At 44.9% G+C, this 17,623-nt stretch carries 15 protein-coding genes; 10 read left to right on the top strand and 5 right to left on the bottom strand.

What is annotated here, in order from left to right:
• Positions 1–249: 249 nt before the first annotated feature.
• On the bottom strand, positions 250–1,593 hold the full coding sequence (locus CBX98_RS10930; protein WP_047009779.1) for a DEAD/DEAH box helicase: 1,344 nt from the start codon (positions 1,591–1,593) through the stop codon (positions 250–252).
• Between the two features lie 552 nt (positions 1,594–2,145).
• Between CBX98_RS10930 and CBX98_RS10935 the strand changes: the two genes are divergently transcribed.
• Positions 2,146–2,400 carry an Lpp/OprI family alanine-zipper lipoprotein gene (locus CBX98_RS10935; RefSeq protein WP_005375145.1) on the top strand — a complete coding sequence of 85 codons (255 nt, stop codon included), beginning with the start codon at positions 2,146–2,148 and terminating at the stop codon, positions 2,398–2,400.
• A gap of 26 nt (positions 2,401–2,426) precedes the next feature.
• On the opposite strand, the gene CBX98_RS10940 is transcribed toward CBX98_RS10935, so the two are convergent.
• From CBX98_RS10940 to CBX98_RS10955, 4 genes are read right to left on the bottom strand one after another with little or no spacing between them, the layout of a single operon-like run.
• Entirely contained in the window at positions 2,427–3,353 is a 927-nt protein-coding gene (locus CBX98_RS10940) for a L,D-transpeptidase family protein (RefSeq protein WP_005394922.1), read from the bottom strand.
• 6 nt (positions 3,354–3,359) lie between these two features.
• Positions 3,360–4,775 carry a deoxyribodipyrimidine photo-lyase gene (gene phrB / locus CBX98_RS10945; protein WP_109169206.1) on the bottom strand — a complete coding sequence of 472 codons (1,416 nt, stop codon included), beginning with the start codon at positions 4,773–4,775 and terminating at the stop codon, positions 3,360–3,362.
• 19 nt (positions 4,776–4,794) lie between these two features.
• Positions 4,795–5,598 (bottom strand): MerR family transcriptional regulator, encoded by an 804-nt coding sequence (locus CBX98_RS10950; protein WP_109169207.1) that lies wholly within the window; start codon positions 5,596–5,598, stop codon positions 4,795–4,797.
• Entirely contained in the window at positions 5,588–6,538 is a 951-nt protein-coding gene (locus tag CBX98_RS10955) for a DUF523 and DUF1722 domain-containing protein (protein ID WP_062851811.1), read from the bottom strand. The genes CBX98_RS10950 and CBX98_RS10955 overlap by 11 nt, the downstream gene beginning before the upstream one ends.
• A 398-nt stretch (positions 6,539–6,936) precedes the next feature.
• On the opposite strand from CBX98_RS10955, the gene deoD reads away from it, so the two are divergent.
• From deoD to CBX98_RS11005, 9 genes are all read left to right on the top strand, one after another.
• Entirely contained in the window at positions 6,937–7,647 is a 711-nt protein-coding gene (gene deoD, locus CBX98_RS10965) for a purine-nucleoside phosphorylase (protein WP_109169208.1), read from the top strand.
• 71 nt (positions 7,648–7,718) lie between these two features.
• A complete protein-coding gene (locus tag CBX98_RS10970; RefSeq protein WP_005394913.1) occupies positions 7,719–9,188 on the top strand; it encodes a hypothetical protein in 1,470 nt (489 codons plus the stop codon).
• Positions 9,189–9,348: 160 nt separating this feature from the next.
• Complete coding sequence (locus CBX98_RS10975) at positions 9,349–10,833, top strand: hypothetical protein (protein ID WP_047009573.1); 1,485 nt, start codon at positions 9,349–9,351, stop codon at positions 10,831–10,833.
• Entirely contained in the window at positions 10,817–12,400 is a 1,584-nt protein-coding gene (locus CBX98_RS10980) for a diguanylate cyclase (protein WP_109169209.1), read from the top strand. The genes CBX98_RS10975 and CBX98_RS10980 overlap by 17 nt, the downstream gene beginning before the upstream one ends.
• A 243-nt stretch (positions 12,401–12,643) precedes the next feature.
• Positions 12,644–13,024: a DUF3302 domain-containing protein gene (locus CBX98_RS10985; protein ID WP_006741936.1), complete on the top strand. Its 381-nt coding sequence runs from the start codon at positions 12,644–12,646 to the stop codon at positions 13,022–13,024.
• On the top strand, positions 13,024–14,154 hold the full coding sequence (locus CBX98_RS10990) for an HlyD family secretion protein (protein ID WP_047009576.1): 1,131 nt from the start codon (positions 13,024–13,026) through the stop codon (positions 14,152–14,154). The genes CBX98_RS10985 and CBX98_RS10990 overlap by 1 nt, the downstream gene beginning before the upstream one ends.
• A gap of 337 nt (positions 14,155–14,491) precedes the next feature.
• Complete coding sequence (locus tag CBX98_RS10995; protein WP_109169210.1) at positions 14,492–15,040, top strand: ECF-type riboflavin transporter substrate-binding protein; 549 nt, start codon at positions 14,492–14,494, stop codon at positions 15,038–15,040.
• Positions 15,041–15,046: 6 nt separating this feature from the next.
• On the top strand, positions 15,047–16,786 hold the full coding sequence (locus tag CBX98_RS11000; RefSeq protein ID WP_109169211.1) for a DUF3744 domain-containing protein: 1,740 nt from the start codon (positions 15,047–15,049) through the stop codon (positions 16,784–16,786).
• Positions 16,783–17,622 (top strand): energy-coupling factor transporter transmembrane component T, encoded by an 840-nt coding sequence (locus CBX98_RS11005; protein WP_109169212.1) that lies wholly within the window; start codon positions 16,783–16,785, stop codon positions 17,620–17,622. The genes CBX98_RS11000 and CBX98_RS11005 overlap by 4 nt, the downstream gene beginning before the upstream one ends.
• Position 17,623 lies beyond the last annotated feature (1 nt).

Consider the following 17,623-nt stretch of genomic DNA (forward strand, 5'->3'; position numbering starts at 1 on the left):
TTTTCATGATCATGTGAAATTTTTATCTAGTATGTGAGGAAAAACGTTTGCTTGGACCGAGGTGATAAAACTTAATATCTCTCTAAATTAGCGATCTATGCTGTTTATATAAAACCAGATAAATATAAAAGCCTAGCAAACACGTTAGTATAGAAAGACATCATTTCGCCTGGAGATAAGCATAAAAAAACCCGAGTGCGAACACTCGGGTTTTGAAAAACTAAAATCAGTTGAAAACTGGTGCGACTTTTACTCTTCAGAGTTTGGTGCCGCTGGCTTTTTCTTCGGGATGAACACATCATCACCCACTGATACGTTTTTGTAGAAACTCTTGTCACGTTTAACAGGTTTCTTAGCCGACTTCTTCGCTTGAGGGCGTGATTTCTTCGCTGTCGCTTTCTTGTTACGGAAATCTGGCTTAGGTGGCTTCAGGCCTTTAAACTTACCTTTCAGATCTTCGAATACTGAAAACTCAAGATCTTGTTGTAGGTAAGCTTCTACACGTTTAAAGCTATCCCAGTCTTTTGGACCAACAAGAGAAATCGCATCACCCTTGTTACCAGCACGGCCCGTACGGCCAACACGGTGTACATATTCTTCAGTATGCTTTGGCATATCGAAGTTAATGACGTGTGTCACTGTCGCAATATCCAAGCCACGAGAAGCAACATCTGTTGTCACTAGGATCTTGAATACCGCTCGCTCAAACTGGCTCATGATCGTATTGCGTTGAGTCTGGTTCAAGTTACCACTCAATGCAACGGCCTTCAGTTTCTTCTCGTTTAGCTTCGCTGTTAGGCGCTCAGTATCATCGCGCGTCGCCGTAAAGATGATAACTTGGCGATATTCTGCTTCTGAAAGTACGCGATCTAGAATCGCCTCTTTATGATCAAGATGATCACACAAGTAGAATTTTTGCGTGATATCTTTGTGTTCTTCGTTAGAAACACCGATAGCAATACGTTTCGGAGCATTGAGCATTTCAGCCGCAATGTCATTTACGTCGGCGTGATCCAACGTTGCAGAGAACATTAATGTTTGACGGCGACGATGCTTAGCTGCTTTATGGATACGACGAAGCTCTGGTGCAAAGCCCAAATCCAGCATACGGTCTGCTTCATCAAGGATCAGCGTTTCCAAACCTTCAAGGTAAAGCGAGCGGTGCTCTAAGTGGTCAGCCAGACGTCCTGGTGTCGCCACGATGAATTTCGGGTAACGGCGCAGTGCTTTCACTTGATCATTAAAGTTCTCACCGCCCAAAATCAATGCAGCTTCATAAGATAGGCCAGCAAGCATAGAGCGAAGCTCACCATACACTTGTTTCGCTAGCTCACGAGTGGGAGCAAGAATAACTGCGCGAGGGTCTTTGGCAGAAAACGATTTTGTCTTTAAAGACTTGTGAAGCATTGGTAATACAAACGCCAAAGTCTTGCCCGAACCCGTTTTCGAAGATGCCAATAAATCCTTGCCTGCAATCGCAACAGGAATAGCCTGCTTTTGAATGTCAGTTGGTTTTTTAAAATCGTAGTGTTTTAGGTTCTTCAACAATCGGTTGTCTAGGCCTAGATCTTTAAATTGCAAAGTATTCTCCAATAAATCAGTCAGCGTCTGAGCGCTCTGTAATGTCGTTTCCGCTCTAACGCAGCAAAAAAATAAAGCTCGGTATAATACCGCAAATCATAGGAGTATAGATAGAGATCACACAAACTAATTCCCACAGATGAAAACAAAACATCATTTGCGGCTCAATTAAGAACATACCCTCGCTTTGTTGGTCAGCTGCTTGGCTTAAGATTTAGAGAAAAGCGAGCCCAAGGTGCGCCTCTCGTTCTCCAATAAAACTGCGCAAATGGCAGTTATTTGCGCCGAGAAACTTTCATTTGTGTCAATATCGTCTAAATTATTGATATCAGGAACGTGGCAAAAACACCTGCTATGAGAACTGTTGTGGGAATAAGGGAGATGATAATTCACTCACCTTTGTTAAGCTCAGGTAAAAGTTGACGTCAGGTACTCCATGAAATTCTTGGGTTTTTTTGACTTTTGCTACATCATGTACTGATAAAATGTATCCACATTTAACCTCGCTACTGTATAAAATAATAGTTGGTAGTGAGACTTTCACTATAAGCAAGGAGTTCTTATATGAACAAAACGTTGATCGCAGCTGCAGCAACTTCAGTACTTCTACTAGCAGGTTGTGCTTCTTCTGATGACGCAGCAACAGCAAATGCAGCAAAACTAGACGAACTAAGCAACCAAGTTAGCCAACTAAGCCAAGACGTACAAGCTCTTCAATCTGACGTTCAAAAATCAGGTGCAGCAGCAATGGCTGCTCAAGAAGAAGCTGAGCGTGCTAACGAGCGTATCGATAACATCGCTCAGTCTTACACTAAGTAAGATTTGATACCGCGTCTTAACGCCTGTTAAGGCGCGGTTATTTCGACAGGAACCCCATTCTGTGCGGCAATCGCTGCTTTAGCCTTCACATTTTTCAGTCCGAACTCATCCAGCCACCACTTTAACTCTTTTGGTACCTGTAGGTGATCTTTCTCACCATTGCTGCGAGTCAATGGCTCATGAGCCTCTAAAAATACACTTCTGTCCGGCTCTAGTGATACTTTCACTGGTTGGTTAATGATATTCACTTCTTCACCGTTACGAACTTTTTCAAACAACCATTCAATGTCGCTTGGGTCCATACGAATGCAACCCGCGCTGACGCGCATGCCGATGCCAAAGTCTTTGTTGGTACCGTGAATAAGGTATTCACCATTTCCGTAGGCTAAACGCAATGCAAACATCCCAAGTGGGTTGTCTGGACCGGCAGGTACAACGGTTGGCAAGTCAATGCCCTTCGCTTTGTACTCGGCACGAATCGAGGCTGGCGGCGTCCACGTAGGGTTTGGACGCTTTTGGCTAATACGCGTTGTCATCACCGGGGTGTCTCGCCCAATTCGCCCGATTCCCACGGGGAATACATGCACAATATCTTCTCCTTTCGGGAAGTAGTATAAGCGCAATTCCGCTAAATTAATGACAATGCCTTTGTGGGGTACATCTGGGAGGATCAGTTGTGTTGGAATAGTAAGAACGTGTCCTTCTTCTGGCAAGAAGGGATCCACGCCTTTATTTGCCGCCATTAAACCTAGCATCCCGACATCATAATGCTTGGCAATATTTGCCATAGTTTCGCCTTCTTGCACGACGTGGTTTTCAAGGCGACCAATTAAACGACTGCCATCCTCTGGTAGCTCGTACATTTTAGCGAATGACAAACCACTCGCTAAAGATAACGATACAGATAACAGCGTACGTTTTGCGAAACTCATTGATCGCTTTTTGCTAAGCATTTCACTTTATTCCTTGGCACTTTTAAAGAGCCGTAAGGTTATCTCTCTTTCTGTCTTGTGATCAACCATCGGCTTGTGATATTCCAGTAAAGAAAATCCCTCCCAAGTCCAAGGTTTATGGATGTATTTGTTTGGCACACTTTTGAGTTCAGGCACCCAGTGGCGCACGAATTGGCCATCAGAATCAAACTTCTCACCTTGGCTTATCGGGTTGAAAATACGGAAGTACGGCTGCCCATCACAACCCGTCGATGCAGACCACTGCCAACCACCATTGTTTGCTGCGAAATCGCCGTCCACCAACTTACTCATGAAGTACGCTTCGCCCCAACGCCAGTCAATGTGTAAATCCTTGGTGAGAAAGCTCGCGACAACCATGCGAAGCCTGTTATGCATCCAGCCTGTTTGGTTGAGCTGACGCATTGCTGCATCGACGATCGGGTACCCTGTCGCTCCAGTCTTCCATCGCTCAAAAGCCTGCTCATCATAAGACCACTGAATTTTATCCTCCCAGTCGATAAAGCCTTTGCCTTTAACGAGCTTTGGTTCGAAAACCAACAGATGCTGATAAAACTCACGCCAAATGATCTCACTCAACCAAGTTGCTTTCCCTTCTGTTAGGTCATTTTGTTGGTTTTCAGCATACAAGCGAGCAATACATTGCCTTGGTGACAATGCACCAATCGCAAGATAGGGAGACAATTGACTGGTGCCATCAATAGCCGGGAAATCTCGATCTTCCTTGTAAGCATCACTGCGCTCACGAGCAAATTCCCTAAGCTGCTTTAAAACATCATTGGTCGAAGCAAACCAATCCTCGCTGGACTCTCGAGGATAGCTAAACGTGAAGTCTGAACTAAATCGAATCGGCTCTAATTGTTCCAATAGCTTGCTGCTTAACGGCACTTGTTCGTGAGGCTTTGTTACCGTTGGCATTTGAAACTGCGTCAACCAAGCACGTTTGAATGGTGTAAATACCTTAAAATACTCACCTTGCTTATTGAGAACCGTCGTTGGTGGGTGCACACATTTGTCGTGAAACAGTTCAAAATCGATATCATGGGAAGCTAGCGCCTCACTCACTTGTGCATCGAGCTCTCGTTCATTCACTTCATAGTGAATATTCGCCATAACAGACGTTGCTTCAAGTGTTTTCGCCCATTCACTAATCACTTCGGTACAATCAGAAAACGACGGCACCTCTTTATATAAAAAAGGAACATTCAGGCTTTCCAACTCGTCGTTGAGATACTCTAAACGACGAGCAATGAGATCCGCCTGCATCGGCGCCATGTGGTGTTCTCGCCACTGCTCTGGCGTCGCGATAAAACAAGCGACAACAGGCTGACCTGAATCTAACGCCGCTTTAAGTGCGGTGTGGTCTAACGCTCGTAAATCACGTCGAAACCATACTAAGATCATGGTGTCCCCTTCGTTTCGTCTACTCTGTTAGGTGCAGTTTCTCAATCACTTCAGAACATCCAATACGTTCTCCAAAACGTGTTTGAAGCATTTTGATGGACTCCACTTGCTTAGCTGCCAGCGCTTTATTGGAAAACAGGTAAATGAGCGAGTAGCTATCAACAACTTCGTGCTCCAGTAAACCAGAGACATCATCAACTTTGTCGATCAACGTCGTGTGATACCCTTGCTCACACAACTTCGCCGCTTGAATCCAGCTCTCTGCTTCCCTATGTTGTTCAAAGCTGATAAGCAAGCACTTCCCTTTGGAAGCGGCTTTGTTTTCAGAGTCGATAACAAGGGCAAGACGAGTAATCAAACAAGTTTGAAATAACCCCATCTGCAACGATCTCAGCGATCCTTTGACCATCTCCAGCGCGCCAAATACAGGGTCGATAAATTGTTCAATAACCAAGTTCAATGGATACTCTTTGAGAACAGAGGCAAGTAAGCTCTCCGCTTTACCTCGATTCAGTTTCGACAGTGCTGATAACATGGTTTCTACTTCTTCGAGAGTACGAACTTCATTGTTGACTTCTACGTCCACACTTTTTCCCAAAAGTCCCTTTACTTTACCGATGGCAATCCCCTTCGCGAGCCAACTCTGGACTTCACGAATCGTATCGAGATCTTGCTGTCGATAAAGTCTGTGCCCTTTTTCTGTTCGCTGAGGCTGGATCAAATTGTATCTTCTCTGCCAAGCTCTCAGCGTAACTGGCTTCACACCCGTGATTTCTGCGACGTCTCGGATCGCGTATAGTTTTTCTTCTGAACTACAAACCATATCGTAATCTCATCTCCTGCGGGTGTGGCTCTAAAAACTTCTGTTTTTGCAGATATTCATCTGGATAAGCATTTAGATAGTGTTTAATTAATGTTAGTGGCGCGAGTAATGGCAGCGTGCCAGTACGATAGTCTTGAATCACGGTCGCGAGTTCTTCTTTTTCATCTTTGTTTAGAGAGCGTTTGAAATACCCTTGAAGATGCATCAACACATTCGTGTTGTTTTTGCGACTGGCACGGTTCGATAGCGCCGTCATCAGACCTAATCGGTATTCTCGGTAAAACTCGTCAATCTCATAGTTGGCAACATCTGCGACTAAGCGCCCCAAAGATCGATACGACTCTGGATGGTGCGCCATAAGCGTTAGCTTGTAACGAGAATGGAAATCGATGATCTTACCGCGTGTCGGCTCACCTGCCATCGATTCATAAAAATCGTTGAGACAGTAAATGCGAGTAATGAAGTTCTCTTTAAGAACGGGATCATTTAGGCGTCCATCTTCTTCGACAGGTAACCACGGCATTTTTTCCATCAACGTTTTCGTGTAAAGACCAACCCCTTCTTTTGCGGCGTTGTTTTTGCTGTACACTTTTACGCGTTCCATACCGCATGTTGGTGACTTGGCACAAACGATGTAACCACACAATTGCTCATTTTGAAGCTCGTCCACTTTATTTACGGAATAAGTCAGCATGTTATCTGTGTGATCATTGTCGGGATTTTTCGTTTCAACCAACGCGATGCGTTCTTCATTACTGATTAAACGAATCGTCGGGCGTGGCACCGGCATGCCGACCCCCACTTCGGGGCATACAGAAACAAAGTCAAAATAATTGCTAAGCTCTTTAGTCACAAAGTTACTGACTTTATGACCAGAGTCGAAACGCACGCGTTCACCTAACACGCAAGAACTGATACCTACTTTGATTGAAGATTCCATAGCAACGTCATCCCTATACAAAAAGTTTAGTTGTATAACTTATAGCAAGCCTCCCTAAATTGTACAAGAAAATTAATTGTACAATTTAATCGTTTTACTTACTCCTCCGCGATTTCGATCAGCTCGATTTAAAAAATATTTATCTTTTTCTTTGGCTGTTTTGTGTGCGCAATCAACAAATCGCTCAAAAGCAAATCGATTGCCTTTTTGCTTTCAACAGATTTAGTTATCAATAGCTTGGTTAGTTTCGAAAAGGGTGGTTTTTGTGACTAACCTCTCAAGGGACCACTGTACGTCCCGATATTATTGCCTCAACGAAAACGAACAAGTTCAACAGAATTGGTAATAGCATCCTATAATAGATGCGTTTTATCAGAACAAAACTTTGGAGAGCACTTATGGCAACCCCACACATCAACGCACAACCAGGTGATTTCGCTGAAACAGTTCTAATGCCAGGCGACCCTTTGCGTGCTAAATACATTGCAGAAACTTTCCTTGAAGATGTGAAGCAAGTTTGTGACGTTCGCAACATGTTCGGCTTTACTGGCACTTACAAAGGTAAAAAAGTGTCTGTAATGGGTCACGGTATGGGTATCCCTTCATGCTGTATCTACGTACACGAGCTAATCGCTGAATACGGCGTGAAAAACGTTATCCGTGTAGGTAGCTGTGGCGCGGTACGTGACGACGTTAACCTAATGGACGTTGTTATCGGTATGGGTGCTTCTACAGACTCAAAAGTTAACCGTATCCGTTTCAACAACCACGATTTCGCTGCAATCGCTGACTTCAGCCTTCTAGAAGAAGCGGTAAACCAAGCGCGTGCTCAACAAGTACCAGTGAAAGTTGGTAACGTATTCTCTGCAGACTTGTTCTACACACCAGAAGCTGACATCTTCGAGAAGATGGAAAAACTAGGCATCCTAGGTGTAGACATGGAAGCGGCTGGTATCTACGGTGTTGCTGCAGACCTAGGTGCGAAGGCGTTAACTATCCTAACGGTTTCTGACCACATCATCCGTGGCGAAAAACTAAGCTCAGAAGAGCGTCAAAAGTCGTTCAACGACATGATGAAAGTTGCGCTAGAAACCGCAATCAACATCTAAGAACAAGTAGTAAGTAATAATTTGCAGCCAGAGTTATTGCTGGCTGCCCGAATTATCCCGAGGGGGCGATTGTGTCTAACGGCGAACTGCCAAAAGACGCAGATGGGTTACAACTCAACTTTTGTAAAACATTGGCGTGTGACAACTTTGGATTGAGTGATGCAAAGCGTTACGTTCTGCAACATGCTAACCCTAAACGTCCGGCGATGGTATGCCGTGAATGTGGAGCTTTCCCCCCCTTACTTAACAATCGCGATGTCGTGAACGAACTTCATCGCCTGCGACACGTCCACAGTGACGGGTTGCCTGCGTGCCGCAATGATGATTGCGAGAACTTTGGACTATCCGTCCACACACATAAACACCTCTACCACGCTTTCGGTTACAGTGGTGATCGTCAACGTTACCGTTGTAAAGCGTGTCAAAGTACCTTTGTTGATAAATGGTCAGGCGCGAACAAAAAGCTACAATTCCAAGAGAATTTAATGGGCTTATTGTTTACTGGTTACTCTGTACGCGAGATCTGCCGAAAACTCAGTATCAACCCGAAAACCTTTTACGACCATGTTGATCATATTGCGAGTCGCTGTCGCCGTAAATTAGCCACTATTGATGCTCGTTGGGTAAACCACGCAACGCACTATGAATTGGCCTCAAACTATGTTGCATTGCAGCCAAACAGCAATAATGGTGTCTACTGGATTGTTTCTGGTGAAGCCCACTCAGGCTATATTCTTTGTCAACATGTGAACTATTCTGCTGATGAAGAGCCAATCGCCACGCTAGACCATAACCCGTACGACGAGGTCTCTCGTTTTGTTTCCCAAGAGTACACTGCGGAAGCAAGTGAACCGCCAGCGGAACCTTCGAATCTCCTGCGTGAGCGTATTGACCAAAAATACCAAACCATTTTGGCTCGCGGTAACGTGGAAGATCCTCTTGGTAATCTTTCCGTATTCCATTACCCATCTAAAGGTGCATTAGTTCGTCCGCCTTACACATCATACGCTCATTACTTGCATGTACTTGATATGTGTTGCCCCAACAAACGTGTATCTCTATATATGCCTCAAGACCCCCTGCTACGTTCGGCAGCACTGAGCGTTTGTTTGTCTCGAATTAAAGAGAAAAATGTCGACTTGATGTACGTAGAAGAAGATGCAAATTGGGACATGAGCACACCTTTTGGCAAGGTCGATATCGCCTATATGAGCTGGTGGCGAGATCGCTGGGCGATCTCCACTCAAGACGAAAGCCACAAAGGCATTTGCTACCTTGCTGGTGATAGAAATGAGCCCGAGAAATGGTTTAACGTTGCAACAACTCGCCATGTGCAGTTCTATCAAAATCGCTTCCAGATCCTTTTCGAAAGCTTCATTAACGAGCCACGTCGCAAATTACGACCTGCTGGAATTTTACCCCTTTTAGATATATTCAGAGCTTGGCATAATTTGTGCTATCAGGATAAGCAGGGTCTTACCGCCGCACAAAGGCTAGAAGTCACTGATGCTCCTTTGACCATCAAACAGCTCCTATCGTAACTATTGGCATTTAGATGTAGTAATTAGGGGCTGTGACAGTATACATTACGGCACCTAATCGTTTACCAAAGCGTTATCCGCATCGTTTTGGTAATAAAACATGCATCTAACCACTTAATATTAGGTGTGAATTCCAGTTCGATAGTCATGGATGTGAACGTTGGATAAAAACCAAATTCAGCTAGAAGATGAGCTCAAAAAGCTTAAAGGCCAAATAAAAACGGCCCCTGAACACACCTTCAGTATTGCGCAGCAATACCGTATCCGCGCGGAGCAAATTTTATTTGTGGATGGTGAAATCAGAGCATTGCTGATAATGGCGCAGTGCTGTTGGTGCCTAATGGATTACCGACAAGGCTTAAAGCTAGTCAAAGACGCCTACAGCAAGCAAACCCAACTTGAAACCGACGACCACCTGCCCGAAATTCTTCATTTATTTGCTCTCCAATATTGGGGACAAGCAAAGTATTACTCAGCCCAACAATATTGGATTAATGCACTCGAACAATCTGCCCTCGTTGATGATATTGAAATTCAAATCGAATCTCTAATTGGGCTTGGCAACGTATGGCGCATCACAAATGAGCATCAACTTGCCGCTTCCACTCATGAGTTGGCGGTTAAAGTGGCAAACAACGTCCGTATTGCTTGGTTGGAAGGCAAAGCTCGTATCCTGTTGGCTTGGGACTATTACTTACTGAATAAGTTTGTCGAAATGCTCACTGTGCTGGATGGTGCAACCGAAGTACTAAAAGATCATGATGACAGCACATGGCAAGCCGAGATCTGGGACTTTAAAGGCCTAGCGCTACTTGGGCTAGAACGCCTTGATGCCGCAGAAGAAGCCACACAAAAGGCCCATAAACTCGCAATTGAACATGATCTAATTTGGATGAAAGCACACTCGTTTATTAGCCGCGCAAGGCTCGAACTCTTGCGCAAAAATACGGATAGTGCAGCAAAGTTACTACTCGCAGCAGAAGAGTCCGCGCTTAGTTTTGACAACGGCGAGCTACTAAGTCAGATTTGCTTTCAGCAATCTCGAGTCGCTGAAGAGCAAGGTGATTTTGAATCAGCGTTTAACGCGTTTAAAAAATACCGTAAACATGCACTCAAAATGCTCAAAGAACAGACTCATCGAGTCAGTATGGATAAAGCACGCGGCTCCAAACGCCAGCTAGAGCAACGAGCGCGTAAGCTGATTAATCGAATCCGTTCTCAACATGAGTATGACCCTGAAAAACAGTTTTCTAATGTTGTGTCCGAGACCTACTGGTGGGAACAGTTAGTTCTGTTTAAAACAGAGCTCAAACGCTCCAACCACGCGATCATTATGATTCAGCATGCAAACCCCGAATTTCTCGATGTTTGTACTGAGCTAGTTCATGCATTGACGACCTCAAGTGATCTCATCTCACGAATTTCCAGTGACAGACTAGCTATGTTAATTGCAGAGAAAGGTCAAGCAGCAGAAGATGTCTATCGTACGGTTCAGGCAATGTTAGACATCTATCCATGGAAACGTCGCGGGCTAAAAGGTCCCAAACCGATACTGTATTTGCAAGATATCCTGACCTTCCCATTCACTTTGGAGCAACTCGAAGAAAGCTATATTGAGGTAATGAAGCATGGAACAACTGCTTAGCAAGGTGACTGACGCAGGCATCGATCCTTCTTCCGTCTCTGGTGAAGAAGCGATTACGCTGTGGGAGCACATCGGGTTACATATTGCATCCACGAACCGAGAAAAAGCACATTGCTATATCATTAGTGCCGAGTATCGACGAGAAATTAAACAGCTCAACGACAGCATCGAAGAACTACGACAAGCCCTTGAGTTGCTCGTTTTACCCGACGATGTAGAGGATATTCTGTCTGTAAAAGCAAGCTTGAGTGATCGTTTAGTAGAAGTAGGTGACTACAACGCAGCATTAACCGAGTATGTTGCTGCAACGAATATCGCCGTCGAATATGGCTATATTGATGAGTACGTACTGGCTATTATTGGAATGGGCAATTTGTGCGATGCCTATGGGGATCACCATCGTGCTTTGCGTTATTACCAAAAAATCGATGCGATCGATCACGCCATTAGCAGTCGCTCCCTACGTCTGCGCTACAAGCTTTACATGCTTGCTTGTTACATCAGTTTGAACCGTACCGCAGATGCACAAGAATTATTGAGTGAGTGTGAAGAGCTAAGTATCCTCGTCAGTGATAAAAACCTTGCTGCGCAAATTCATCTCTACCGAGCCAAACTGCATCGTTTGCAAGAGGATTACCCTAACGCATTGCTTGCTATCTCTAATGTCCAGTATACGACGGGCAGTGCTACCACGTACTGGTTATCCACGATGGTCAAAATCGAGACCGCATATTGTCTAAATGGTGTCGGACACATCTCTTTAGCCAACTTAGTGCTGGACTCTATCGGTAAACGAATTCAGAAGCACTCGTCTCCTCTTGTCGCTCAGCATTTTTACAACGCAATGGGTCAAGTTTACGCTTCTCAAGGGTTATTTCAGAAAGCATTAAACTGTGAAAAAAAAGCGTTTCGCATTGAATCTGACCTTGTCAAACACATTCCAATTGGTGAATTGGGTTCCACTCAATTACGTCGACTTTCTCGTTTTGAGCTACAGCTCAAACTCATTTTGTCAGAACTTGAAAACAAAGAACTCAAGGAAACCACCAAACAACATAAGAATACGGTCGCCCAACTACAGCAAGATGTCTTTACTGACCCGCTAACCTCTTTGCACAACCGGCGCTGGTTAGAAGTCAAACTCAAAGACCTGCTTTTGCACGATACTAAATTTGCGTTGATGGTCATCGATATTGACCATTTTAAGTCCATCAATGACGAGCTCAGTCACCTTGTTGGAGACAAAGCGATTAAACGTGTGTCTCAAGAATTAGCAGGATACTTCAAATTTAAAGGCGCTTCTTGCGTTCGCTTTGGCGGTGAAGAGTTTCTTGTCATTCTAGAGAATAGCAATCTAGAGCGGGCAGAAATGCATGCCGAGAATTACCGCGAACGCATTTATCAATATGGTTGGGACGATATTCTTGGCGAGCGGGGGTTGACCATATCGATCGGGATTACCTTACATCGAGAAGGAGAGAATACCCAACGAACCTTCTACCGCGCCGACAAAGCCTTGTACCGCGCCAAAGCCAATGGCCGAAACCAAGTCTGTACCGAACTTTAAACCATGCCCCAATCTTCACTTGGGGCATAACCGTGGCTTTTATTCTCTATTCCTTCCTTTATTACTACTTAGTTTGAATATAGTCGCCTTCACTTCTTATTGTCCCCGAATAGCAATCGATACGGATATCGCATAAACATAATTCAAGTACAAAATAACTTGATTGAACGATAGTTAAGACAAATACTTAAACTGTTCATTTACGTAAGATTTTCCATTAGGTAACAAGCACAGGCAGGTAAGATGTTTCTAGACTATTTTGCACTTGGGTTACTCATCTTCGTTGCTTTGGTGATCTTCTACGGGATTATCGTTATTCATGATATTCCGTATGAAATTGCTAAAGAACGCGAACACCCTCATCAAGACGCAATTCATTACGCAGGCTGGGTTAGCCTTTTCACTTTACATGCACTGTGGCCATTTTTATGGATATGGGCAACATTGTGGCGCAAGGAGCGAGGCTGGGGCTTCAAACAACTTGAGCAAGAAACGCACGACATTCATCACCGTCTTGAAGAGCTCATCGACGAAGTCAACGAACTCAAAAACGAAGTATCGATGTTGAAACAACAAAAGATTCAGCAAAGGCCTTTGACTGAACAAAGTAAAGAGGACGAATAATGGATTTATTGCTGATTCTGACTTACACAGCCCTTTGTATCGCCATTTTTAAAGTCTTTAATATTCCTTTGAACAAATGGACCGTACCTACAGCCGTACTTGGCGGCGTAGTGTTGGTGGGCACACTCGTCCTTCTTATGAACTACAACCACCCATTTACTCAGTTAGGTAACCAAGTATTCCCAACCACGCCTATCGTCTCTGGTGTACGTGGCCGCGTTGTGGAAGTGCCCGTTCAAGCGAACCAACCGCTCAAAACCGGCGATATTCTTTTCAAAATCGACCCTGTGCCTTTTGAAGCGGAAGTCGCACGCCTTGAAGCGAAAGTGAAAGAAGCAAGCCAAGGTGCGTTGAGTTTAGAGTCTGACTTGAGAGAAGCAGAAGCGGCGGTTTTGAAAGCGCAAGCCGATAGAGATAAAGCACAAAGAGAATTTAGCCGATATCAAAGGGGCTTTGATCGCGGCGCGTTTACGGAACAAGATTTAGATACTCGACGTCAAGCGTACAAAGCGGCAGAAGCCATGCTAGACGTTGCCATTTTGCAGCAAGAGCAAGCACAGATCGCATTAGAGTCGGAAATCGGCGGTGAGAATACCCAGGTCGCGCAACTACTCGCTGAGCTACGTAAAGCAGAGTTCAACCTTGAGCAAACCGTCGTTCGTGCGCCAACCGATGGTTACGTTACGCAATTGGCTTTGCGCCCTGGTGTGATGGCTGTGCCGTTGCCGCTTGCCCCTGCAATGACCTTCGTGCATACCGAAGACATTACGTACACGGCGGCGTTCAGACAAAACTCGCTACAACGCTTGAAGGCAGGCTTTGAAGCGGAGTTTATGTTCCGTGCGATACCGGGCAAGGTATTCCGTGGCGAAGTCATCGACGTGATTCCAGCCATTGGTGAAAGCCAAATTCAAGCAAGAGGTGCTCTGCTTGGTACCGATGCCCTGCGCACAAGCGGACGTGTATTTGCGAAGCTGAAAATCACGGACGATTTGAGCGAATACCACCTGCCAATGGGTACTGCGGTTGAAGTCGCCGTTTACTCAGACAGCTTTACTCACGTGTCAGTAATGCGCAAAGTGCTGATTCGCATGAAGAGCTGGCAGAACTATTTGTACCTAGACCATTAATGAACTGCTAGCTCATTCATTTATCGATGAAAATAGTATCAGAAAGTGTAATCGGGGGCTGACAATCAGCCTCCGATTTCATTCTAGCCATCCAGACAGATAGCATTCCCACTTTTATCAATATTCTGTATAATGCGCGCCTTATTTTTAATGCTTGCTGAAAAACAAAGCCAGTCAAAGGGATACGTGAATCAAATCACACATTTCCTGAAGAAAAATAGAGCAAACAATAAGCAGCTTGGTTGTTTTGGATATATGTTACACACTCAAATAACCAATGCTTTCCAACAATATAAATGAACGTTCTTTAAAATCGACCATTGAACTGAGGTTATCTATGAATCTTTCAGCTAAAACCGTTGTGGTTATTGCAATTGGTGCTGCTCTTTACGGCATCGGTGGCTTACCTATGTTTGGCATCCCTGTGTTTGCAAACACAACGCTAAAACCAGCCATGGCAGTATTAGCATTGTTCTCTGTACTATTTGGCCCACTTGTTGGCTTTTTGGTTGGTTTTATTGGCCACTGGGTCACTGACCTATTCGCAGGTTGGGGCGTATGGCTCACTTGGGTACTTGGTTCAGGTATTGTTGGTTTGATTATCGGTCTATTCCCTTCTCTAACGCGCTACCGTTTAGAGAAAGGCGATTTCAATATGAAAGACTTCGCGTTATTCGTAGTACTTGCGCTATTAGGCAACGTATTTGGTTACGGTTGCTCTGCATTCCTCGACACGATTTTATACGCAGAACCGTTCACTAAAGTGTTTACCCAGCTTTCAATTATCGCGATCGGTAACACTATTCTTATTGCTATTGTTGGCTTCTTCATTCTTAAGTCTGTCTCTAAACGTAACAAGCAAAGCCGTAACTTAACAGAGGCTTAATGTCGAATGACAATCGAATTTTCTAACTTCTCTTTTAGATATGAGTCGCTGGACAAACCGACGCTAAAAAATATCAATCTAAGGATAGAGAAAGGAGAGAAAATCGTCATTATAGGTCCAAGTGGTAGTGGTAAATCTACCCTTGGGCAATGTCTTAACGGACTGATCCCACACGCAATCAAAGGGGAAACCAGTGGAACACTGACCATCAATGGTCAAGACACAGCCCCTTTCGACATGCACCAATACACTGAGCAAGTTGGCACCGTACTGCAAGATACGGACAGCCAATTCGTCGGTTTGACCATTGGCGAAGACATCGCATTTGCGCTGGAAAACCAGCTAACTTCTAACATCGACATGTACCCATTGGTCAAAGCCACGGCCAAAATGGTCGACTTGGAACAGATGTTAGATCGCTCTCCCCACGATTTATCTGGCGGCCAGAAACAGCGTGTTTCTTTGGCGGGCATTCTCGTCGATGACGTCGATATTCTTTTGTTTGATGAACCACTAGCTGCGCTTGACCCTAAAACGGGTAAAAAAACCATCGAGATCATCAATGAGCTACACCGCGAAACAGGCAAAACCATCGTAATCATTGAGCATCGTCTTGAGGACGTTCTGCATCGCTCAGTTGACCGTATTATCTTGATGGAAAGCGGCGAAATCATTGCCGATACAACGCCAGATGAAATTTTAGCGTCGCCTCTGCTAGAAGATTACGGCATCCGCGAACCGCTTTATATTTCGGCTCTGAAAGAAGCAGGCTGCGCGATTGAGGGCGATGCAAAACCTTCTAGCTTAACTACCTTACCGTTGGAGCAATATAAACCAGCAGTACAAGCATGGTTTGATGGTTCAACAGCACAACCACCTAAAACGCCAGCCGAGACTTTACTTGAAGTCCGTGGCCTCACCTATTCTTACGACGGTGAGAAAAACGCGTTAGAAGACGTGAGTTTTGACATCAAGCGTGGCGAGTTTGTCTCTGTACTTGGCAAAAATGGCTCGGGTAAATCGACCATCACCAAACTGATTATGGGCGTTATTGAAGCGGATAGCGGCTCAATGAGCATGAATGGTAAAGATCTTAACGAACTGACCATCTTCGAGCGCAGCCAGAAAGTGGGCGTGGTGATGCAAAACCCGAATCACATGATTTCCCATCACATGATTTTCGACGAAGTGGCCTTCGGCCTCCGTAATCGTGGCATTGAAGAGAAACAGATCGAAGCTAAAGTACTTGAAGTCCTTGAGCTGTGTGGTTTAAGCAAATACCGTCACTGGCCAATCGAAGCATTAAGTTATGGCCAGAAAAAGCGCGTGACCATTGCGTCAATTCTGGTCTTGGAACCAGAGCTTCTGATCCTTGATGAACCGACGGCAGGTCAGGACTACCGGAACTACACATCAATGCTGAGTTTCATCGAAAAGCTCAATCGCGAGTTGGGCGTAACCGTGATGATCATCTCCCACGACATGCATTTAGTGCTGGAATACACCACACGCTCTATCGTGATTGCAGACAGTAAATTAGTCGCGGATGCACCAATGACGCAGGTATTCAGTAGTCCAGAGCTACTAGACCAAGCAAACCTCACCACAACAAGTCTGTTTGAGTTGGCTAGGAAAGTTGGCATCGAAGACACCAATGGCTTTATGCAGCATTTTATCAATGTAGAAAAAGCGCACCGCCAACAAAAAAGCAGCGAAGTAAACCAACCAGAGAAAGCGGTGGCATGAAAGACAATAAGATGAAGTTTGGTATCAACTACATCGATACCCAATCGCCACTTCATAAGTTGAATGGCATTACTAAGTTCTTGCTTTTCATTGCTTGGGTAACGGTGGTGTTGACCACGTTTGACTTGCGAATCATTGCACTGTTGATCGTGCTTGGTTTGGGCTTATTGAAAATGACCAAAGTGCCATTTCATGTCTATAAACCACTTTTACTCGGTACAGGCACGGTATTGCTGATCAATGCCCTGTTTATGTTCGCGTTAGCGCCGCAACAAGGCACTGAGTTCATGGGCTCATCAACGGTTTTACTCTCGTTACCCGGTAATTACTCGCTCACTCAAGAGACGTTGTTTTACTTAGTAACAGTGACGTTGAAATACTTCAGCATGTTCCCAATCGCGTTGGTGTTTGTATTTACCACTCACCCGACGGAGTTTTCAGCCAGCATGAACCGCTTAGGTGTGCCTTACAAAATCGCCTATGCCGTGAGCTTAACGCTGCGCTACTTGCCGGAAGTGAAAAAGGACTTTGTTAACATCATGCACGCACAACAAGCACGCGGAGTAGAACTGAGTAAGAAGGCTCCGTTGTTCATCCGTATGAAGAACGTGGCGAAGATTCTTGGTCCTCTGATTTTCTCTAGTTTGGACAGAGCCGATCAAATCTCAAACGCGATGACGCTACGTGGTTTTGGCCGCCACTCCTCTCGCACTTGGTACAGCTTAAAACCACTGACCAAAGCCGATATGATCTGCATGGCGGTAATTGCGGTGATAGTGATTGCTGCGATCAGCAAGCGTGTGATGGACACACAACTGTTCTGGTATCCGTTTTAAA

It is taken from the genome of Vibrio sp. T9, assembly GCF_003123985.1.
In the GTDB taxonomy this organism is placed as follows: domain Bacteria; phylum Pseudomonadota; class Gammaproteobacteria; order Enterobacterales; family Vibrionaceae; genus Vibrio; species Vibrio diabolicus.